This is a genomic window from Aeromicrobium sp. Leaf291 (assembly GCF_001423365.1).
In the GTDB taxonomy this organism is placed as follows: domain Bacteria; phylum Actinomycetota; class Actinomycetes; order Propionibacteriales; family Nocardioidaceae; genus Aeromicrobium.
Map to the genome: position 1 here is coordinate 526,415 of NZ_LMNM01000003.1, position 15,497 is coordinate 541,911.

Consider the following 15,497-nt stretch of genomic DNA (forward strand, 5'->3'; position numbering starts at 1 on the left):
GTGCCCTCCTACGAGGACGCCGCGGCCTCGGCGAGGTAGCGCGCCCGCAGCCGCTCCTGGCGGGCCACGCGGGACTGCGCGATCTGCTGGCGACGGGCATGGCGGGAGCGGTCCCGCATCGCCTGCTTCTCCGGCGACCAGTCGTGCTCGGCGGCGTCGTCGCGCTGCTCCTGCGTCGTCGAGGGCGACGCGGCCGCCGGGTCGACGATGTCCGGCCGGAGGCCGAACGCACGCGTGCAGTTGGGGTGGCTGATCGCGTACTGCGCCGCCTCCTCGAGGGTGCGGATCGAGCCCGCGGCCTTGTCGAGGTCCTCGTGGTAGCGCCAGCCGCAGTCGGTGCCGTCGAACACCTCGACGTACTTCACGCCCATCGAGACGCCCTGGTTCAGGGTGCCAGCGTTGTAGGCGACGGCCGACTTCGTGCGCGCGGCCATGCGCGTGTAGACGTCGACGGGAACCCGGGCACCGTTGCGGTAGACCACGCGAGTGATGTCGTACTCCCCCAGGAGGCGCGCCTCGAGGCGCTCGGCGGCCTGTGCGGCCGTCCGACCACCCGCGGCGAGCTTGGGGACCTCGGCACGCGATGCGGCCCGCACAGCGCGAGCGAAGTCCGCAGAGGTCTCGCCGGCGGCCTGGGAGCGGGCGAGGAAGTCGGCGTAGGTGTCGGTCGCCAGGGCCACGAACGCCTGCGAGTGGATCGCGGTCCACGCGGCGACCCCGCCGGACGCGACCACGCCGGCCATGTACTGCGGCGCCAGGTGCAGCCCGGCGAACCGCTCGAGGTGGAACGCGACCTCCTCCCCGAAGCGATCGATCGCGGCCTGGAACTCCTTGATCCAGGCGTCGACCTCGCGCTTGCGGAGCATCTTGGGGTCGAGGAGCACCCGGACCCGCTCCGCCTCGAGGTCCGCCCACGAGCGCGCCAGGGCCTCGGCGAGCGCCTCGGCAGCGTCGTCGGTGTCCGCGATCGGCAGCGGCGGCCACTCGTAGCGGGCCACGGTCAGCGGCGCCGGGTGCGGGCCAGCGCGAACGTGCCGAGCTCGCCGCGGTCGTCGGCCGGCACGGGCGTCGGGAGCGACGGGTCGTCGACGAGCTTCTCGAGCTCGGCGATCTGCCGCTCAAGGGCCTTCACGTTCTCGGCGTTGTTCATGGAGACCGCGCCGGGGATGTTGACGGACAGCGGCGAGGCGAGGAGAGCGTGCAGGCGGGCGCGCAGGACCTCGAGCGCCACGTCGCGGACGCTGCCGAGCCGGTCGAACTTCTGGTGCAGCGCCAGGTCGTCAGGCGTGGCGCCGATGCGGCCGCGGAGCCACGACAGCTGCCGCTCGTTGAGAGTGCTCATGGTGCTGGGTCCTTTCGGAAGAGGGACGGCCCGGCCACCGCGCCAGGTAGGGGACGGGTGGCCGGGCCGTGGGCGGCTGCGGGAGGTCAGCCGCCGAGGATGCCCTTCCGGGCCTTGCCCTTGCCCTCGAGCTCGACGACGCGCGTGTACTCCGCCTCGTCGGACTTCTCGAGGTGCGCCAGGACCTCGTCGACGTCGTGCTTCGACGGGTCGAACAGCTCGACCGGCGCCTCGGCGTCGGGGTCGAGGTCGTCGAGGTCGCCCGTCGGATCGTCGTCGCCACCGGTGGTGGCAGCGTCGAGCGCCTCCTCGAGCTCGGCCTCGAGCGCGGCGATGCGCTCGTCACGCTCGGTGACCGCGGCCACGAGCTCGGCGATCTGCGCCTGCGCGCCCTGCAGCGCCTCGGAGACGTCGCCGTCGACGGACAGGTCCGCCGTCAGGACCGGGCGGGGCCCGTCGAGGAGGTGGGCGCCGACACGGCCGGCGACGGCGTCGGGGACCTTCTGGCCCGGACGGTAGATCGTGACCTTGCCGGTGGCCGGATCCAGGTCGTGGAACGTGCTCTTTGCCTTCGCCACGGTGGGCTCCTTCGGATGGTGGGGACGGGGTGGAACGGGGCGGCCCGGAGGAAGTCCGAGCCGCCCCGCCGCCAGGGTCAGAGGACCTTGGCGCTGACGAACGAGTCCGTGCCGTAGAGCACCGGCATGGCGACCGCCGCGGACTTCGTGCCCGTGCTGATCGGGTTGTCCTGCTCCCACGCGGTCACGACGATCCCGGGCAGGTCCTCGCGCTCGATGCGCGGGTTGCCGTTGCGGGCGAGCGTGAGCGCCTCTGCCGTGATGCCGTACTGCGTCTCGGCGAACTCCTCCTTGTTCTCGGGCAGGAGGATGAAGCGGTTCTCCGCGATCGTCCGCTTCTGCACGCCGTCGACGCGGACCTTCACGTCGTAGGCGCGCACCGGGGGCAGACCGGCCCGCGCACGGGCCTCGTTGATCTGGCCCGGCAGGAGCGTCGGACGGCCGGTCACGTCGACCAGGTCGCCGTAGAGGAGCTGCTTGTACTCCTCGGAGCGGGCGAGCTGACGCAGCACCGCGGTCGAGGTGATCGCCTCGGCGGGGGCGCCGTCGCCCTCGTCGATGAGGTGCTCGATCCAGAGGCGCTCCTGGTTGATGTGCCCGGCGTTCGGGTTGGACCAGAGGGTCGTCGCGTCGGGCAGGAACGCCGCGTCGACGCCGAAGTCGGCCTCGATGGTGAGGCCGTTCTCGTCGACCAGGGAGAAGATGCCGTCCTCGAGGACGTCGCCGGCGGCGAGCTCGAGGCGGTGCTTGATGCCCAGGACGTGACGCTCGACGTCGTTGTAGAGCGCGTCGACGAGCTCCTGGTTGTCAGCACCACGGCTGATCGACAGGAGGATCGTCTCGAGCTCGCCGACGGTGAAGACCTGGCCGAGCGGGGGCAGCATGCCCTCGGTCACGGCGTGCTGGACCTCACGACGACCCATCGGGGTCGACGCGTCGTAGGCGCGGAACTTCGCGGTGTTGACGCGACGCTCCCGGCTCTTGATGCGGTACTTGACGTTGTTGATGAACGTCTCGGGCACGACCTCCTGGGTGAGGAGGAAGCCGGCAGGGGTCGGGACCTCACGCGCGTACGCGAGGATGTCCGCCGGATCGACGTTGTGCAGGAGCTCGGTCTCCATGATGGTTTCCCTTCGAGAGAGGTGGACGCTGCCCGGCGGGTCAGCGGTAGAGGAAGTGGGGCGCCCCGAGCTCGGCGTCGAACTCGACGCCCTCCGGGGTGGGGATGAGCTCGGCCGCGGCGACGCCGTGCCACTGCACGGCGATGCCGATCGAGGTGCCGGCACCCACGAGCACGGACTCGCGGACGTGGCCGGTCGCGGCGACCTGCGTGGCCCCCTCGGCGTCCTCCCCGAACACGCTCTTGTAGGTCTTGGTCGCGGCGTCGTACACGACGGGCGTGCCACCGGGCAGCACGTCGCCGGCCACGAGGCCGAAGTCCGCCGCACGAGCGGTACCCGTGAGGACCGAGTCGGTGCCGTGGGTGTCGATCAGCCACGCCTTGTCGTCGATCGGCGCGGCCACCGTGGTCCTGGGCTGGATATCCATATCCCTGCTCCTTCTCCCCGCCGGCGGCGAGGATCGGTGTGGTTTCTCCCCGCCGGTTGACGGTTCGATCCGCGGTGGGCGCGGTCCCTACCTCCCGAAGGGGGTCAGCTTGTGGTCGCCTAGTCCTTCTTCCAGCGACGAGCGGCGCGCTCGCGGCCGTAGGCGCCGGGGTCCTTGCCGGGCGGGTCGTTGCGACCCTGGGGGCCGCCGGAGGGCTGGTAGTGCCCGCGCCGGCGCGGCTTGGGCTCGCCCTCCTCATCGTCGGCCGGCTTGCCGAACAGCTCGGGGCGGCGGCCCTTGAGCTTCTCGACAGCCTCCGCCACGGCGTCCTCGTCGGCGTCCTCCTCGACCTCGCGGCTGAGCAGCAGCAGCGCGTCGTCCAGATCGTCGGCCTTGACGTCGACGTCCCGGAGCGCCGCGCGACGGACGCGCACCCGCTCCTTCTTCTCCGTCTCGACCTCCCGGGCGGCGAGCTTGCGCTCCCGCTCCTCGAGGGCGTCGGCGCGCCGCTGATCCTCGGTCTTGGCCGCCTCGGCCGCCTCGCGCTGAGACGTCACGAACGCCTCGAGCTCCTCGGCCGTCTCGAACCCGACCCGGGAGAGCACGTCGCGGGCGCCAGCACGGCGCCCCTGGCGCTTCTCCTCAGTCAGCTTCTGCGAGACCTCGTCCTGGGTGAACGTGCGGCCACCGTCGCCGCCCCCACCGTCGCCACCGTCTCCGCCGTCTCCGCCGGCACCACCGTCGCCGCCGTCGTCGGACGGGTCGTCCGGGGAGGCGCCGAGGATGGGCCACACAGCGCGGCCGTTGACGTAGCCGACCGGCTGCAGCAGCGAGCCGGTACGCGGGTGACGCTTGAGCGCCGGAGCGCGGGTGTCCTTCACGGAGGTCCTTCTCTCGTGTTGCGGGCTCCCGGTACCGCCGGGTCGGATCCCGGAAGCGCCGGGTCGCTTGGCACTATCCTATGACACACGTTCGATGTTCTGTGCATACCTATGACGATCACGCGTCCTGTGTCGGAACGGGCGGCACCGGAGGCGCCCCGCCGAGGACCACGGGACGCTGCAGCTCCTCGGTGGTGGCCTCGCGGCCCAGGTAGGCGAGCACCGCGTCGATGTTGCCGATCGCGTCCGCCAGGTCGTTCGCGCCCTTGAAGTCGCGGCTCTCGATCCGACGAATCTCCTCGGCGATGTCGTCGACCGGGAACCCGACGTCGACGAGCATGGCCACGCCCGTCTCGAGGCTGATCGCACCGGCCTCGAGCGCGTCCTTGACGAGCGACAGGACCCCGGCCTGGTCGGCCGGCAGGAAGGACCCGAGCCGAATCTCCGCACGCGGCGTCTCCCCGGCCTCGAGGAGCCCGTTGGTCTGGTAGAACCGCTGCACCATCTTGAGGATCAGGGGGTGCTTCACGGACCGCGTGAGACGCATCTGCCGGATCATGGACGTCAGCGGCCCGAAGGACAGCTGCATCGCGTACCCGGAGGGAGCGTCGGACGGGTCCATCGTGCCGGTGACCGCTGCAGGGAGCCGGCTGTTGACGTGGGCGCGATCGCGCAGCGACTCCACGTAGTCCCGCAGCTCCGCGAGCGCGGCCGCGGTGTTGACCGTCGACAGGGCGCCGTTCTCCCCCAGGTCCCAGACCTCGCCGGCCTTCACGGTCAACTGGCGGCCGACGCCCCCGCCCCGGCCGTTCGCCTCGCCGCCGATCTTCGCGCCGGAGACGCCGATGATCGGCGAGCCGGCCGTCGCGGAGGCGCGCTGGGCGTCGGTGTCGGCGTTCTGCAGGTCGTCGAGGATCTGCAGGACGGCCGCGATCGACGACTGCCCGTAGTGGTTCCCGCCGGCCGGGGTGTTGGGGACGTGGACGACGGGCAGGAAGTCGACGTGCAGGTCCAGGTCGCGCACGAGCTCGCCCTCGTCGGAGACCGCGAACGTGGCCGTATCGAGGGTGAGGGCGCGCACGTCCGTGTCGCCGCGGATGTCGTCGAGGATCCAGGTGGCGTCGGTGACGTGGCAGGTGCGGGTCGACGGCTTGCCGTCCCAGGGGTACGTGCGCTCGATGAGGCCCTCGTCGTTGACCCGGTCGCCCTCGTGCAGGACGTACTCGACCTCGTCGCCGTCCTCGAGCACCTCGGCGGGGCGGATGGGCCCGAGCCGGTACGTGAGGCGCCGCAGCCGCGTCTTCTTGTCGAGGGGGAAGTCCTCCGCCGGCAGCTCCCACGCGAAGTGGACCGTCTCGGGGTAGGCGTAGGCGTCGATCGAGTCGGGCAGCACGGGGAAGTAGAAACCGGGATCGATCACGGAGCACGTGGCGCGCTCGCGGTTGCCGTCCCACCCGATCAGGTACACGGCGTCGCCGGACTGGACGGCGTTGCCCTCGCCGTCGACCAGGCGCAGCGGGAGGTGGACGTCCTCGGCCCAGGCGCGCAGGAACGCCTGCCGGTCGGCGAGCCGCTGCGCGGCAGCGAGCTCGAGGAGCAGGTCGTCGCGCTCGAGGAGGTCCAGGTCAGCGTCCTCGTCCTCCGGGCGCTGGGCGAGGTCGGCGTCGAGGGCGTCCACCTCGGCCTGCAGGGCGGCCGCACGCTCGGCGCCGGGCACCACGAGCTCCTGCGTCTCGCCGAGCAGCGCCGCGAGCGTCTGGTCGATGATCAGGGCCGCGTCGCCGTACTCGCGGTTGTCGTCCCGGTCCTCGTCGGTGCCGCCGAGGAACGCCCGGGCGTTGTTCGCGCGGTACGCGGCGAGCACGGTGTAGGCGGCGAGGCGCCGGCGGTCACGCGAGGGGACCCACGAGCGGGCCTCCCAGCCCTTCTGGCGGGCCTCGACCTCGTCGCGCAGCGGCGCCTTGTAGTCGACGGCCGACCAGGCGTCCAGGATGAAACCCTTGATTCGTCCCATGTGCTGTGTCCTCCTATGACGCGGGCAGGACACTAGGGTATCCGGCCGGCGACACGGGGGGCGGGAGGACGGTCCGCGGCGAGGGGACTACTCGAAGTCGCCGTGCAGCTCGCGCATGAGCCGGCGGACCTCGCGGCGCGGGATCGCGGCCAGGAGACGCCGGGAGCCGTTGATGAGGGCCGGGGCCTGGGCGGCCTCCTCCTCCCCGAGCTGCAGGGCCCAGACGGCCCGCTCCACGAGCCGGGCGACCACGAGCTCGGTGCCGGTGACGATCACGTCGCCGCCGGCGGTGGCCTCGACGTGGGGGCGGTGGTCGGCGGGCAGGCCGTGGGAGGAGGCGAGCCAGTCGTTGATGAAGTCGGCCGGCAGCGGCGGGGTGACGTACCGCTGCTCGGGGGCGTCGGTGCTCATCGGGCCGGAGGGGGGTCGTCGCGCTCGCCGGCTTCCCACTGCCGCAGGTGCTCCTCGAACTCGCGCTTGGGCCGGAGCCGCTGGGCGAACAGGCCGCCGACCAGGAACAGGAGCCCGGTCCAGAACATGACGTCCGCGCCGACGGGGCCGGGGGTGGTGTCGGCGACGATGAACCAGATGAGTCCGGCGGCGACGGACACGCCGCCGAGCGAGGCGAGGAGCGAGGCGGGGGTGAGCGGTGGCATGCCCCCACCTTCCCATACCCGGGGGGTGGGGCCGACGGTCTGTGCGCTCACCTGATGCTCCGGGCAGCAGCTCGAGCAGCGCGGCGGGCCTCGCGGCGGGCCTCCCGCTCGGGGTCGGGGGCGGTCCCGCCGACGACGAGCCCGGGCGGCTGCCACGCGGCGGCAGTGGGGGCCGGGCGGCCGAACCGGGTCGCGGTGACCCCGGCGGCCTCGAGGCGGCGGATGTTGGCACGGGCGGAGCTCACGAGCCCGGCGTACTCCGGGTCGAGCTCGTCAGCGATCACGACGTAGTGCCGGGCGTCGTCGAGGGCGTCGACGGCGGCCGCGTCGTCGAGCTCGAGGCGCACGATCCGCGAACCGGCGCGGACGACGGTGGGGGCGTCGCCGTCGTAGCGGCTCATCCAGTCGGCGGCGTGGACGGCGGCGAGGGAGATGGTGAGCATGGGGACTCCTTGGTGGGGGCGGGGATCAGGCGGCGATCGACAGCGGGTGCGTCGGGCGGTAGACCTCGGGGGCGGCGGTCTCGAGGGCGATGACAGCGGCGTGGGCGGCAGCGATCGAGACGCGCAGGGCGCGGGCCACGATGGCTACGCGGCGAACGAACGTCCCTGCGGCGGCGATGTCGGCCAGGTAGGTCCAGTGCGTCGTGTGCAGGGCAGTGACCTCGGCGTTGGCGGTGGCGATGCGGTTCGTGTTCATGGTTACACCGTACACCCGACACTTGATGAACGTCAAGTCATGCAGACCGGCGACCAGCCCGAGACCGCACGTACCGCTCCCACCCCGGCGCCAGCAGCGGCGCGCCCTCCGACCAGTCCCCCGCCGTCGACAGCGCCGCGTCGTGCGGGCCGAGCTCGAGCGCCCGGACCATCGCTCGAGCCCGAGCGGCCGCGGAGCCGGGAGTCGGGGCGGCGAAGTAGACGTGCAGCGCCACGTCGCACTCGGGCACCGCGGGCTCGCACCACTCGCGCCACGCGTCGCCGCCCACGAGCTCGGCGACGTCGAGCAGGGCGCCGTACCGGTGGACCCGCTCGAGGAGGTCCTCGAGGCCGTCGTGGCGGGCCTTGAGGTGCAGGACCCACTCCTGGGCCGTGTCCGGGGCGTGGTCGCGGCTGTCGCGGACGAACAGGGGATCGCCGGCCGGTCCGACCGGGCCGACGGGTGCGACCGTCCACGGGGCGCTCACGACGCCCTCCGGGCGGGCGGGCCGGCGATGACCTCGAGCACCCGGTAGGCGCCGGGCCTCGTGCGACCCCAGGGGACCACGCGGCGGACTCGCATGACGTGGTTGTCGGGGATCACGACCAGGCGGAGGCTCGGGTCAGCGGGGCGGACGACCAGCCCAATGCTCGAGCGGGTGCCGTGGTCGAGCGCGACGCCGACGATGTGTCCGACCACGCCCGCCGCCTCGGCGAGCGGGCCGTCGGTCGCGTGCTCGACCCGCACGAGCTCGCCCTGGGTGCGGGCCGCGACCTCGTCGAGCACACGAATGCGCTCCCGCCAGTGCAGGCGCTTGATGATGCGGCCCACGACGGGCTCCGCGGCGTTGTCGTTCGTCATGGTCACTCCTGGTTGATGGTGGCGGTGGGGCACTCGGTGGCGGGGTGCATCTGGCGGTTGACGTGCGATCCGTGCTCGAGGCACGGGGCGACGTCGATGCGGCGCCGCTCCATAGCGACGCGGGCCCGACGGCCGGCCGCGACTGAGGCGGCGCGGCCGGCGTGGTCGGCGGGGCGGCTCATCGCTCGAGGATGTCGATGAGGGCGGCGTGGTCGCACGGGGCGAGACCGTGGCGGTTGAGGCCGCGCGCGGCGCACGCGATGGCGAGGAGGGCCTCCTCGATGCCGGCGCGGCGAGCCTCGATGGACTCGCGGAGCTCGGTGGCGCGGTCGGCGACGCCGGGGTGGATGATGCCCCGCAGGTGGTAGTCGCGGAACGCCACGAGCTGCGGCATGGCGGCGAGGAGGCCGCGGCGGACGTCCAGGAGGACGAGCTCGGCGTCGGACGGGTCGCCGTTGGCGAACGCGGCGGCAGCGCGGCCGCCGGCGTCACGGGCGGCGATGCCGAACGCGCGAGAGTTGAACGATGCGGCGCGGGCGAGGGCGGTCTCGGTGCTGGTCATGGTGTGCTCCTATGAGGCGGCGAGGTTGAGGGCGAAGGTGGCGTGGTCGGCGACCACTGCGACGACGAGCGCCGCGGCGGTCGTCGTCCAGCCGGCCACCCGGAGGCGGAACGCGAACATGCTCATCGGGCACCGCCGAGCACGACGAGCCCGTCGCGGTGGCGGACCGTCGGCGACGGACCCGAGCCGGCCAGGTAGTCGGCCTCGAGCGAGCTCGCCTCCCAGGACCAGTCCTCGCGGGTGATGGTCACGAGCGCCATGCCGGCGTCGGTGAGGGCCCGGAACTCGACGGCCGAGATGCGCTCGTCGGCGAACGTGGAGGACAGCGCCGGCGCGTTGTGGCGAGCGAGGCGGCCCTGCTCGAGCGGCTCGAGGTCGGCGAAGGGGAGGTTCAGCATGGCGGGGGTCCTTTCGGGACGGGGGTGGGTCACGCCTCGTCGGCGTGGCAGTCGCAGCAGGAGGTGCAGCGGGCGCGGTCGTTGGGGCACATCTGCTCGTCGAGCACGTCCTCGCGGCAGTCGGCGCAAGCGATGTCGGACGGGGTGGTGGCTGCGGTGGTGAACATGGTTACACCGTACACCCATGACTTGATGAACGTCAAGTCGCACGGCGGGCGGCGTCCGCCAGGTCCTCGAGCACCCGCGCCAGAGCATCCGCCTCCGACGGCGACATGATCGCCCGCTGCCACGCGACCGCCACGGACCGCAGCGACTCCCCCGGCTCCGGGCACACCGTGTCCCGGACCTCGACCCGAGCGAACCCGAGGTCGACCTCGTCGGGCCCGGGCTCGAGGCGGGCGCCGCCCCACGCGAGCAGCGCCCGCCCGAGCTCGGCCGCGAGCGCCGGCGTCAGCGACGCGCCCTCGTGCGACCAGGCGTCCAGCACCGGGCCGACATCGGCGAAGGTGAGCGTGCGGCCGCCGGCGTCGAGCCGGACGTGGCCGCGGACCTCGTCGACGTACACGCCGTCACCGGCGGCAGGCTCGGGCACCCGGTCACGGTCCGCGAGCCATGAGGAGGCGGCCTCGAGCGCGTCGTACACCGGCTCGCGGTCGCCGGCCTGCAGGAGGGCGTGGGCCTCGTCGAGCTGCGCGGCGAGCTCGCCCGGCGTTGCGGCGCTCACGGCTGGCCCCAATCGAACGTCACGCCGACCGGCGCGGACAGCGGGGCGGAGCAGTCGATGCACGCCCACCCGGCAGGCTCGTCGGCGTCGGCACGCACGTCGTCGTCCAGCACCACGGTGCGACCGTCGGCCTGCAGGCGGGCCTCGTGTGCCACGGAGCCGGCGTACAGCGCCCGGACCCCGTCGGAGCCGCAGAGCGGGCACGCGAGCCCGCTCCCGACCCCGTGCGACTCGACCTCGACCGCGGGCCGGTGGGCGCGGACCTGGACGGCCACGGCCTCGAGCCACCGCAGCAGCTCCTCGCGGTCGGGCGCCTCGAGCACGGCGCCCTCGCCGATCGTCAGGGCCGGCCCGTCGTTGGTGTTGCCGTACCCGTCGCCGAAGTCGCCCGGCGTCTCGGAGTAAGACCAGGACTGGCCGACCTCGGCCCACTCGATGCGGCCGCTCACGACCGGCCCCCGAGCTCGTCCACGACCAGGATCTGCGCGCGCCCGTCGTCGACGCCTTCGACCTTCCGCGCGATGACCTGGGTGCCGAGCTCGTACTCCTGCCCGCACACCGGGCACAGCACGAAGTACGCGAACGTCGCGTCCAGGTGGCCGTCGGCGCCGCACGGGCACCGGAAGTCGAGGCACACCTGGGTGCCCTTCCACTGGATGAACATGTCCGCGTCGCTGCCGGCGGGCCGCGTGAACGGGAAGGGTCGCGAGGCGTCGGGCAGGCTCGGCGCCTCGAGCCGCTCGTGACGGCGCGGGGCGCGGAGCCGCTGCCCGAGGTTGATGCCGGCGTCGAGGGACTCCTGGGCGTCGCCGCGGCGAGGGACCAGGTGGTCGACGTTCCAGGACACGTGGAGCGCGAGAGGCTGCGCCCACCCGTCACGGATGCCGAGGACCCACGCGCGGAGGTGGGCGAGCTCGAGCCCGGCAGGCAGGAGCCGGCGTACGCGGCCCTTCATCGGGCGACCTTGGCCGGGTCGACGCGCAGGGACGACTTCCAGAGGTTGACGATGACGGTGCCGCGGAGCCCGCGGGGGCCGAGCTGCAGCCCGAGCTCGCGGTCCCAGCCGCCTCCGAAGCGGCCCATGCGGGCGGCGGGTCCGCGGTTGCGGAGGCGCCAGGTGCGCCCCCGCCAGGCCCAGGTGCGCTCGTAGGCGGCGTTGCCGGTGGCGCCGAGGGCGACCTCTGCGGCGGTGGCGAGCAGCCGGGCGGGCCCGGGGCGGGCGGGAGCGGTGGTGGCGGTCATGGTGCTTCTCCTTCGGTGGCGGCGACGGCGAGGAAGCCGCCGTCGGGGGTGGGGTGCAGGCGGTCAATGAGGACGGTCTCGCGCAGGCCGGACGGCCAGACCAGCTCGAGGGGGACGCTCATCGGGGAGCCTCGCGCTCGTCGATGCAGTCGCCGGGGTGGTCGGCGGAGCGGTCGCAGGTGCCCTCGGTGACGCCGTCCTCGAGGACGACGAGCACGGGGAGCGAACAGCGTCCGTGGCGGGGGCCGGGCATGGCGGTGGCCTTTCGTGGGTGGCGGTTGGTGGCGATGGTGCGGTCCTATGAGGGTGCCATAGGACCGCACCGGGAGGTCAGGCGAGGTAGCCGCGGATGAGGGCGGCGAGCGCCTCGGCGGTGGCGTTCGACAGCGTCGCGCAGGAGGAGGCGACGCCCCAGTGGTCGATGAGCTCGAGGCGGACGTCGGCCTCCTCGTCGAGCACGCGGACGCGGACGGCGATGCCGGGCCGGGTGTTGGAGAACACGCGGACGAGCTCGTCGTCGCGCTGGTCGGCCTCGACGTCGAACGCGGCCGGCTGGCCGGCCTCGCGCTGCAGCAGCAGGGCGTAGGCGTCGCGGAGGGCCTGGGTGGCGGAGTAGCGGATCATGGCGGGGCCTTTCAGGCGGGGAGGAGGTCGAGGACGGTGGCGACGACGTCGGCGGCCGTGGCCCGCTCGAGGGCGACGGGGGCGGGGTGGCCGGCACCCTCGTGGAGCCGGGCGACGAGCGACTCGGCCTCGACGGCCACGGCGACCGTGACGAACACGTAGCCGCCGGGGCGGTTGACGACCACGCGACGGCCGGCGTGGGTGACGACGACGTCGGGGTTGGCGGCGAGCAGCTCGACCGCGGAAGCGAGCGTGGCGGAGGCGGAGTAGGTCATGGCGGGGGTCCCTTCGGGTCAGGCGTTGGTCTGGCGGAGGATGTCGGCGCCGCGGGCGGCGAAGTCGCGGTCGTCGCTGCCCGCGGCGTGCTCGGCGAGGGCCTCGAGGGCGATCAGCGAGCTGGCGGGCATGCCGGCCTCGAGGTGCTCGACGGCGCCGGCGAGGGCGAACGCGGCGGTGCTGGCGCCGGCCTCGCGGGCGGCGAGGGCGAGGGGGGCGAGCTGGGCGGCGGCTTCGTTCGTGTTCATGGTTACACCGTACACCCTTGGGTTGATGAACGTCAAGTCGGGGACCAGGGGGCGACCGCACGCACACAGCGCAACGGCCGCCCCGCGCACGGTCAGTCCCAGAGCTCGAGGCGCTGACCGTTGAACCAGCGCGACGGCAGCAGTCCGAACCGAGCGAGGCGCTCGCGCAGCTCGTGAGGCTGGCCGGGCTCCCCGAGCACGTCGCCGGCCCAGCGGCCCACCCGAGCGTCGGCCCACGCCATGAGCTCGTCCTCGGACAGGCCGGCCTCCACGGCCGCGGCCAGCAGCAGCTCGTCGGCGACCTCGCGCTGGTCGGGACGGAAGTCGAGCCGGCGGCCGAGGTAGCCGTAGCCGTGCCACTCGGGGCGGAGGCCGAGGCGGTCGAACAGGGCACCGGCCTCGAGGTCGGCGGTCAGGGGGGCGGAGGTGGCGGTCATGGCGGGTCCTTCCAGGTTGGGGGTGGCTGGCGAGCGGGACGCCCGGCGAGCTCGAGCCGGCCCCGACGAGCGGGGGCGGGACGGGCCCGCCGGGTGTCAGCCGGCGGGCGGGACGTCGCCGTACGGGAGGACGATCCCGGCGACGATGAGGCGGACGTGGTGGTCGATCGCCCACTCGGCGATGCAGGCCGAGCAGATGGTCTCGCCGTGCTCGCAGTCGCCGGCCTCGAGGAGGGCGACGTCGGACCAGTCCATGCCGGCGGGGATGAACCGGGTGGCGTCCTCGTCGGCGACGCGGTAGGTGGGGTCCTTCAGGAGGACCTGGGCGGTGGCGGTAGGTGCGTTGTTCATGGTTACACCGTACAGCATGACCTTGACGTTTATCAAGTCGAGCGGGGAGGGCGAGCGGGCTCGAGCAGCTCGTCGACCTCCGCCGCGAGCCGGGCCACCCCGTGCCCGGACCACAGCGTGCGCGACCGCAGCGCGTCGCCGTCCTGCACCTCGAGCGCGACGACGTCGATGCCCACCGCGATCGCCCGGACCGTGCGGTCGCCCACCCGCCACGAGACACGCGGCCGGCGGGGGTTGAACCCGACCCGGGTCTGATCGCAGGAGAACGGCAGCTCGCCGAGCTCGAGCACCAGGCCCGCCGCGCTCACAGCCCGCCCCCGAGCGCGCGGTGCAGCGCGTTGTCGGCGCAGGACTCCGGCACGGGGCAGCGGGCGTCCCGAGCGGCCTGGTACGCCGCCGTCCAGCCCGAGGAGGCGTACGCGGCCGCCACGGGCCGGTGGCAGGCCCCGCAGGTCGCGCCCGTCGGGGCGTCGGGAGCCGGCACGCCGTCGGCCTTGCAGCACGGCGTCTGCGCCACGGCGGTGACCACGGTGGGCCGGTGGTCGTCGACGCGGCCGAGCACGACGGCACCGCAGGGCGCCTCGTGGCGGACGGGGACGGGGCGGGCGAGCTGGGACATGCGGGGCTCCTTCGGGGGCCGGGGGTGCCGGCGGCCAGGTTGGCCGCCGGCCGGGGAGTCAGGGACGGGCCTCGAGCACGGCCGCCTCGGCCTCGCACGCGACGCGGTGGGCGACGACACGGTCGGCCTCGGTGAACCCGAGCTCCTCGAGGTCGTCGGCCTCGAGCCCGTCGAGCATGGTGACCGCGGTGGACAGGACCAGGCGCAGGGCGCCGGGGTTGGCGGCGAGCACGAGCGCGGCGGCGTTGGCGGCAGCCTGCTCGTTGCGGGAGGCGGGGGTGGGGATCGGGGGCGGCCGGTTGGCCGCCCCGGGGGAGGTCAGGCGTCGACGAGCTCGACGGCGGCGGCCGCGGAGATGAACAGGCCGCGCTTGGCGGTGAGGATGGTGGCCTCGGCGCAGGCCTTGAGGAGCTCGAGGGCGCCGGCGGTGTCGCCGGTCTCGAGCAGCGATGCGGCCTCGTCGAGGTCGAGGGCGGCCTGGTGGAACTCGGGGTTGATGTTCTCGAGGTGGCGGGCGTCGGCGATGAGAGAGTCGATGCGGGCGGCGGCTTCGGTTGCGTTCATGGTTACACCGTACACCCCTAACTTGATGAACGTCAAGTCGGGCGGGTCAGCGAACCGGGCGGACCCGGAGCCCGAGCGAGCGAGCGAACCGCGTGTCGCGCCGGCAGACAGGCCGGCCCTCGAGCACGACACCGTCGACCACGAGCTCGCCGACGTGCGTCGCCGGCCGGGTGCAGCCGCCCAGGTCGCACTCGCCGGCGTAGCGGGTGCAGGCGGCGCAGTCGGCCACGGCGAGCCCGTGGTCGATGCAGCGGGCGTTCGCGGCGGCCGGCGCCTGGGCGCGGAACTCGGCGGCGGTGCGGTGGGGGCGGGACGTGGTCATGACGGTGGCTCCTTCGAGGGGTGGGGGTGGGTCAGGCCGCGCCGGAGCAGCGGCGGACGTCGGCGACGGACACGTGGCGACCCGAGCAGTGGCCGCAGCGGATGCCGACCTCGGCGAGCAGCGCGTCGTCCAGGTCGGCCTCGTCGACGGGGTGGCAGGCGTCCTGGGGGCACCCGGGCTGGCCGAGCGGGACTCCGGCGTTGAGGTGCCACTCGCGGTGGGCGGCGCCCTCGAGCGTTCCGAACATGGTGGGCTCCTTCGGTGGGGGCGGTCAGGCGGGGTCGAGGGACGACTGGCGGACGTGCAGGAGCGTCTGGCCGTGGACGTGCCGCAGGACGAACCGCACGTCGGCGCCCGGCTCCTGGCAGCGCCCGCACGGGCACAGCGACACGGCCGTGAAGGTGCCGCCGTGGAACTCGTCGAGCGAGCCCACGTAGACGACCTCGCGGTCGAGGATGGGGAACGCGGGGCGGTCGCCGTCGAGGCGGAGGGTGTTCGACATGGTGGACTCCTTGGGGGGTGGCGGTGCAAGACGTTGTGGTTACACCGTA

At 73.6% G+C, this 15,497-nt stretch carries 35 protein-coding genes; all 35 read right to left on the reverse strand.

Translation table 11 applies throughout. From position 1 onward, the window contains the following. Positions 1 to 8 precede the first annotated feature (8 nt). The 35 genes from ASF35_RS16220 to ASF35_RS16365 all read right to left on the reverse strand — a co-directional run bounded on the left by ASF35_RS16220 (position 9) and on the right by ASF35_RS16365 (position 15,448). On the reverse strand, positions 9 to 998 hold the full coding sequence (locus ASF35_RS16220) for a hypothetical protein (protein ID WP_055969814.1): 990 nt from the start codon (positions 996 to 998) through the stop codon (positions 9 to 11). 2 nt (positions 999 to 1,000) lie between these two features. After that, positions 1,001 to 1,342 (reverse strand): hypothetical protein, encoded by a 342-nt coding sequence (locus tag ASF35_RS16225; protein WP_055969817.1) that lies wholly within the window; start codon positions 1,340 to 1,342, stop codon positions 1,001 to 1,003. Positions 1,343 to 1,428: 86 nt separating this feature from the next. Further along, positions 1,429 to 1,920 (reverse strand): hypothetical protein, encoded by a 492-nt coding sequence (locus tag ASF35_RS16230; protein ID WP_055969820.1) that lies wholly within the window; start codon positions 1,918 to 1,920, stop codon positions 1,429 to 1,431. Between the two features lie 77 nt (positions 1,921 to 1,997). Continuing rightward, positions 1,998 to 3,041, reverse strand: coding sequence for a major capsid protein (locus ASF35_RS16235; RefSeq protein ID WP_055969823.1), 1,044 nt, complete (start codon positions 3,039 to 3,041; stop codon positions 1,998 to 2,000). Between the two features lie 40 nt (positions 3,042 to 3,081). Continuing rightward, positions 3,082 to 3,468, reverse strand: coding sequence for a hypothetical protein (locus ASF35_RS16240; RefSeq protein WP_156368069.1), 387 nt, complete (start codon positions 3,466 to 3,468; stop codon positions 3,082 to 3,084). A 119-nt stretch (positions 3,469 to 3,587) separates the two neighbouring features. Continuing rightward, entirely contained in the window at positions 3,588 to 4,349 is a 762-nt protein-coding gene (locus tag ASF35_RS18395; RefSeq protein ID WP_055969829.1) for a hypothetical protein, read from the reverse strand. 118 nt (positions 4,350 to 4,467) lie between these two features. Next, positions 4,468 to 6,363, reverse strand: a complete 1,896-nt coding sequence (locus ASF35_RS16250) for a hypothetical protein (RefSeq protein WP_055969831.1) — start codon at positions 6,361 to 6,363, stop codon at positions 4,468 to 4,470. Between the two features lie 87 nt (positions 6,364 to 6,450). Further along, positions 6,451 to 6,774 carry a hypothetical protein gene (locus ASF35_RS16255; protein ID WP_055969834.1) on the reverse strand — a complete coding sequence of 108 codons (324 nt, stop codon included), beginning with the start codon at positions 6,772 to 6,774 and terminating at the stop codon, positions 6,451 to 6,453. Further along, on the reverse strand, positions 6,771 to 7,019 hold the full coding sequence (locus ASF35_RS16260; RefSeq protein WP_055969838.1) for a hypothetical protein: 249 nt from the start codon (positions 7,017 to 7,019) through the stop codon (positions 6,771 to 6,773). The genes ASF35_RS16255 and ASF35_RS16260 overlap by 4 nt, the downstream gene beginning before the upstream one ends. Before the next feature lie 47 nt (positions 7,020 to 7,066). After that, on the reverse strand, positions 7,067 to 7,462 hold the full coding sequence (locus tag ASF35_RS16265) for a hypothetical protein (RefSeq protein WP_055969841.1): 396 nt from the start codon (positions 7,460 to 7,462) through the stop codon (positions 7,067 to 7,069). 25 nt (positions 7,463 to 7,487) lie between these two features. After that, positions 7,488 to 7,718 (reverse strand): hypothetical protein, encoded by a 231-nt coding sequence (locus ASF35_RS16270; protein WP_055969844.1) that lies wholly within the window; start codon positions 7,716 to 7,718, stop codon positions 7,488 to 7,490. 37 nt (positions 7,719 to 7,755) lie between these two features. Continuing rightward, a complete protein-coding gene (locus ASF35_RS16275) occupies positions 7,756 to 8,205 on the reverse strand; it encodes a hypothetical protein (RefSeq protein ID WP_055969847.1) in 450 nt (149 codons plus the stop codon). After that, a complete protein-coding gene (locus ASF35_RS16280) occupies positions 8,202 to 8,579 on the reverse strand; it encodes a hypothetical protein (RefSeq protein WP_055969850.1) in 378 nt (125 codons plus the stop codon). The genes ASF35_RS16275 and ASF35_RS16280 overlap by 4 nt, the downstream gene beginning before the upstream one ends. Positions 8,580 to 8,581: 2 nt before the next feature. Then, positions 8,582 to 8,761, reverse strand: a complete 180-nt coding sequence (locus tag ASF35_RS18160; protein WP_156368070.1) for a hypothetical protein — start codon at positions 8,759 to 8,761, stop codon at positions 8,582 to 8,584. Continuing rightward, positions 8,758 to 9,141 carry a hypothetical protein gene (locus tag ASF35_RS16285; RefSeq protein ID WP_055969853.1) on the reverse strand — a complete coding sequence of 128 codons (384 nt, stop codon included), beginning with the start codon at positions 9,139 to 9,141 and terminating at the stop codon, positions 8,758 to 8,760. Before ASF35_RS16285 ends, ASF35_RS18160 begins: the two co-directional genes overlap by 4 nt. Positions 9,142 to 9,263: 122 nt before the next feature. Next, entirely contained in the window at positions 9,264 to 9,539 is a 276-nt protein-coding gene (locus ASF35_RS16290) for a hypothetical protein (protein WP_055969856.1), read from the reverse strand. Between the two features lie 29 nt (positions 9,540 to 9,568). Then, positions 9,569 to 9,706 carry a hypothetical protein gene (locus tag ASF35_RS18165; RefSeq protein ID WP_156368071.1) on the reverse strand — a complete coding sequence of 46 codons (138 nt, stop codon included), beginning with the start codon at positions 9,704 to 9,706 and terminating at the stop codon, positions 9,569 to 9,571. Between the two features lie 32 nt (positions 9,707 to 9,738). Further along, positions 9,739 to 10,263: a hypothetical protein gene (locus ASF35_RS16295; protein ID WP_055969859.1), complete on the reverse strand. Its 525-nt coding sequence runs from the start codon at positions 10,261 to 10,263 to the stop codon at positions 9,739 to 9,741. Further along, positions 10,260 to 10,712, reverse strand: coding sequence for a hypothetical protein (locus tag ASF35_RS16300; protein ID WP_055969861.1), 453 nt, complete (start codon positions 10,710 to 10,712; stop codon positions 10,260 to 10,262). The genes ASF35_RS16295 and ASF35_RS16300 overlap by 4 nt, the downstream gene beginning before the upstream one ends. Then, the gene (locus tag ASF35_RS16305; RefSeq protein ID WP_055969863.1) at positions 10,709 to 11,218 is read right to left on the reverse strand and encodes a hypothetical protein; all 510 of its coding nucleotides are present in this window, start codon (positions 11,216 to 11,218) and stop codon (positions 10,709 to 10,711) included. The genes ASF35_RS16300 and ASF35_RS16305 overlap by 4 nt, the downstream gene beginning before the upstream one ends. Beyond that, on the reverse strand, positions 11,215 to 11,505 hold the full coding sequence (locus tag ASF35_RS16310) for a hypothetical protein (protein ID WP_055969864.1): 291 nt from the start codon (positions 11,503 to 11,505) through the stop codon (positions 11,215 to 11,217). The genes ASF35_RS16305 and ASF35_RS16310 overlap by 4 nt, the downstream gene beginning before the upstream one ends. Continuing rightward, complete coding sequence (locus tag ASF35_RS18545) at positions 11,502 to 11,627, reverse strand: hypothetical protein (protein WP_255354075.1); 126 nt, start codon at positions 11,625 to 11,627, stop codon at positions 11,502 to 11,504. Before ASF35_RS18545 ends, ASF35_RS16310 begins: the two co-directional genes overlap by 4 nt. Continuing rightward, positions 11,624 to 11,758, reverse strand: coding sequence for a hypothetical protein (locus ASF35_RS18550; RefSeq protein ID WP_255354076.1), 135 nt, complete (start codon positions 11,756 to 11,758; stop codon positions 11,624 to 11,626). The genes ASF35_RS18545 and ASF35_RS18550 overlap by 4 nt, the downstream gene beginning before the upstream one ends. A gap of 77 nt (positions 11,759 to 11,835) precedes the next feature. Beyond that, positions 11,836 to 12,129: a hypothetical protein gene (locus ASF35_RS16315; protein WP_055969868.1), complete on the reverse strand. Its 294-nt coding sequence runs from the start codon at positions 12,127 to 12,129 to the stop codon at positions 11,836 to 11,838. An 11-nt stretch (positions 12,130 to 12,140) separates the two neighbouring features. Continuing rightward, positions 12,141 to 12,404 carry a hypothetical protein gene (locus ASF35_RS16320; RefSeq protein WP_055969870.1) on the reverse strand — a complete coding sequence of 88 codons (264 nt, stop codon included), beginning with the start codon at positions 12,402 to 12,404 and terminating at the stop codon, positions 12,141 to 12,143. A gap of 18 nt (positions 12,405 to 12,422) precedes the next feature. Further along, positions 12,423 to 12,653, reverse strand: a complete 231-nt coding sequence (locus ASF35_RS16325) for a hypothetical protein (protein ID WP_055969873.1) — start codon at positions 12,651 to 12,653, stop codon at positions 12,423 to 12,425. Between the two features lie 92 nt (positions 12,654 to 12,745). Then, positions 12,746 to 13,090 carry a hypothetical protein gene (locus ASF35_RS16330; RefSeq protein WP_055969876.1) on the reverse strand — a complete coding sequence of 115 codons (345 nt, stop codon included), beginning with the start codon at positions 13,088 to 13,090 and terminating at the stop codon, positions 12,746 to 12,748. Positions 13,091 to 13,186: 96 nt separating this feature from the next. Continuing rightward, positions 13,187 to 13,441 (reverse strand): hypothetical protein, encoded by a 255-nt coding sequence (locus ASF35_RS16335; RefSeq protein WP_055969878.1) that lies wholly within the window; start codon positions 13,439 to 13,441, stop codon positions 13,187 to 13,189. Positions 13,442 to 13,473: 32 nt separating this feature from the next. Beyond that, the gene (locus ASF35_RS16340) at positions 13,474 to 13,749 is read right to left on the reverse strand and encodes a hypothetical protein (protein ID WP_055969881.1); all 276 of its coding nucleotides are present in this window, start codon (positions 13,747 to 13,749) and stop codon (positions 13,474 to 13,476) included. Next, the gene (locus tag ASF35_RS16345) at positions 13,746 to 14,060 is read right to left on the reverse strand and encodes a hypothetical protein (RefSeq protein ID WP_055969884.1); all 315 of its coding nucleotides are present in this window, start codon (positions 14,058 to 14,060) and stop codon (positions 13,746 to 13,748) included. Before ASF35_RS16345 ends, ASF35_RS16340 begins: the two co-directional genes overlap by 4 nt. 58 nt (positions 14,061 to 14,118) lie before the next feature. Continuing rightward, positions 14,119 to 14,292 carry a hypothetical protein gene (locus ASF35_RS18170; protein ID WP_156368072.1) on the reverse strand — a complete coding sequence of 58 codons (174 nt, stop codon included), beginning with the start codon at positions 14,290 to 14,292 and terminating at the stop codon, positions 14,119 to 14,121. Positions 14,293 to 14,378: 86 nt separating this feature from the next. Further along, positions 14,379 to 14,624 (reverse strand): hypothetical protein, encoded by a 246-nt coding sequence (locus tag ASF35_RS16350; protein WP_055969886.1) that lies wholly within the window; start codon positions 14,622 to 14,624, stop codon positions 14,379 to 14,381. Between the two features lie 46 nt (positions 14,625 to 14,670). Then, complete coding sequence (locus ASF35_RS16355; RefSeq protein ID WP_055969889.1) at positions 14,671 to 14,946, reverse strand: hypothetical protein; 276 nt, start codon at positions 14,944 to 14,946, stop codon at positions 14,671 to 14,673. Between the two features lie 31 nt (positions 14,947 to 14,977). Continuing rightward, positions 14,978 to 15,193: a hypothetical protein gene (locus tag ASF35_RS16360; protein ID WP_055969892.1), complete on the reverse strand. Its 216-nt coding sequence runs from the start codon at positions 15,191 to 15,193 to the stop codon at positions 14,978 to 14,980. A 24-nt stretch (positions 15,194 to 15,217) separates the two neighbouring features. After that, a complete protein-coding gene (locus ASF35_RS16365; protein ID WP_055969893.1) occupies positions 15,218 to 15,448 on the reverse strand; it encodes a hypothetical protein in 231 nt (76 codons plus the stop codon). Positions 15,449 to 15,497: the final 49 nt, after the last annotated feature.

Bases quoted from the DNA above. Each gene is read 5' to 3' on its own strand.
- ASF35_RS16315 (WP_055969868.1), bottom strand. From the start codon at position 12,129: ATGATCCGCTACTCCGCCACCCAGGCCCTCCGCGACGCCTACGCCCTG.
- ASF35_RS16285 (WP_055969853.1), bottom strand. From the start codon at position 9,141: ATGACCAGCACCGAGACCGCCCTCGCCCGCGCCGCATCGTTCAACTCT.
- ASF35_RS16265 (WP_055969841.1), bottom strand. From the start codon at position 7,462: ATGCTCACCATCTCCCTCGCCGCCGTCCACGCCGCCGACTGGATGAGC.
- ASF35_RS16235 (WP_055969823.1), bottom strand. From the start codon at position 3,041: ATGGAGACCGAGCTCCTGCACAACGTCGATCCGGCGGACATCCTCGCG.
- ASF35_RS16365 (WP_055969893.1), bottom strand. From the start codon at position 15,448: ATGTCGAACACCCTCCGCCTCGACGGCGACCGCCCCGCGTTCCCCATC.
- ASF35_RS16305 (WP_055969863.1), bottom strand. From the start codon at position 11,218: ATGAAGGGCCGCGTACGCCGGCTCCTGCCTGCCGGGCTCGAGCTCGCC.
- ASF35_RS16280 (WP_055969850.1), bottom strand. From the start codon at position 8,579: ATGACGAACGACAACGCCGCGGAGCCCGTCGTGGGCCGCATCATCAAG.
- ASF35_RS16240 (WP_156368069.1), bottom strand. From the start codon at position 3,468: ATGGATATCCAGCCCAGGACCACGGTGGCCGCGCCGATCGACGACAAG.
- ASF35_RS16350 (WP_055969886.1), bottom strand. From the start codon at position 14,624: ATGAACGCAACCGAAGCCGCCGCCCGCATCGACTCTCTCATCGCCGAC.
- ASF35_RS16325 (WP_055969873.1), bottom strand. From the start codon at position 12,653: ATGAACACGAACGAAGCCGCCGCCCAGCTCGCCCCCCTCGCCCTCGCC.
- ASF35_RS16270 (WP_055969844.1), bottom strand. From the start codon at position 7,718: ATGAACACGAACCGCATCGCCACCGCCAACGCCGAGGTCACTGCCCTG.
- ASF35_RS16330 (WP_055969876.1), bottom strand. From the start codon at position 13,090: ATGACCGCCACCTCCGCCCCCCTGACCGCCGACCTCGAGGCCGGTGCC.
- ASF35_RS16355 (WP_055969889.1), bottom strand. From the start codon at position 14,946: ATGACCACGTCCCGCCCCCACCGCACCGCCGCCGAGTTCCGCGCCCAG.
- ASF35_RS16250 (WP_055969831.1), bottom strand. From the start codon at position 6,363: ATGGGACGAATCAAGGGTTTCATCCTGGACGCCTGGTCGGCCGTCGAC.
- ASF35_RS18160 (WP_156368070.1), bottom strand. From the start codon at position 8,761: ATGAGCCGCCCCGCCGACCACGCCGGCCGCGCCGCCTCAGTCGCGGCC.
- ASF35_RS16310 (WP_055969864.1), bottom strand. From the start codon at position 11,505: ATGACCGCCACCACCGCTCCCGCCCGCCCCGGGCCCGCCCGGCTGCTC.
- ASF35_RS16345 (WP_055969884.1), bottom strand. From the start codon at position 14,060: ATGTCCCAGCTCGCCCGCCCCGTCCCCGTCCGCCACGAGGCGCCCTGC.
- ASF35_RS16360 (WP_055969892.1), bottom strand. From the start codon at position 15,193: ATGTTCGGAACGCTCGAGGGCGCCGCCCACCGCGAGTGGCACCTCAAC.
- ASF35_RS16290 (WP_055969856.1), bottom strand. From the start codon at position 9,539: ATGCTGAACCTCCCCTTCGCCGACCTCGAGCCGCTCGAGCAGGGCCGC.
- ASF35_RS16255 (WP_055969834.1), bottom strand. From the start codon at position 6,774: ATGAGCACCGACGCCCCCGAGCAGCGGTACGTCACCCCGCCGCTGCCG.
- ASF35_RS18165 (WP_156368071.1), bottom strand. From the start codon at position 9,706: ATGTTCACCACCGCAGCCACCACCCCGTCCGACATCGCTTGCGCCGAC.
- ASF35_RS16320 (WP_055969870.1), bottom strand. From the start codon at position 12,404: ATGACCTACTCCGCCTCCGCCACGCTCGCTTCCGCGGTCGAGCTGCTC.
- ASF35_RS16225 (WP_055969817.1), bottom strand. From the start codon at position 1,342: ATGAGCACTCTCAACGAGCGGCAGCTGTCGTGGCTCCGCGGCCGCATC.
- ASF35_RS16260 (WP_055969838.1), bottom strand. From the start codon at position 7,019: ATGCCACCGCTCACCCCCGCCTCGCTCCTCGCCTCGCTCGGCGGCGTG.
- ASF35_RS18550 (WP_255354076.1), bottom strand. From the start codon at position 11,758: ATGCCCGGCCCCCGCCACGGACGCTGTTCGCTCCCCGTGCTCGTCGTC.
- ASF35_RS18545 (WP_255354075.1), bottom strand. From the start codon at position 11,627: ATGAGCGTCCCCCTCGAGCTGGTCTGGCCGTCCGGCCTGCGCGAGACC.
- ASF35_RS16335 (WP_055969878.1), bottom strand. From the start codon at position 13,441: ATGAACAACGCACCTACCGCCACCGCCCAGGTCCTCCTGAAGGACCCC.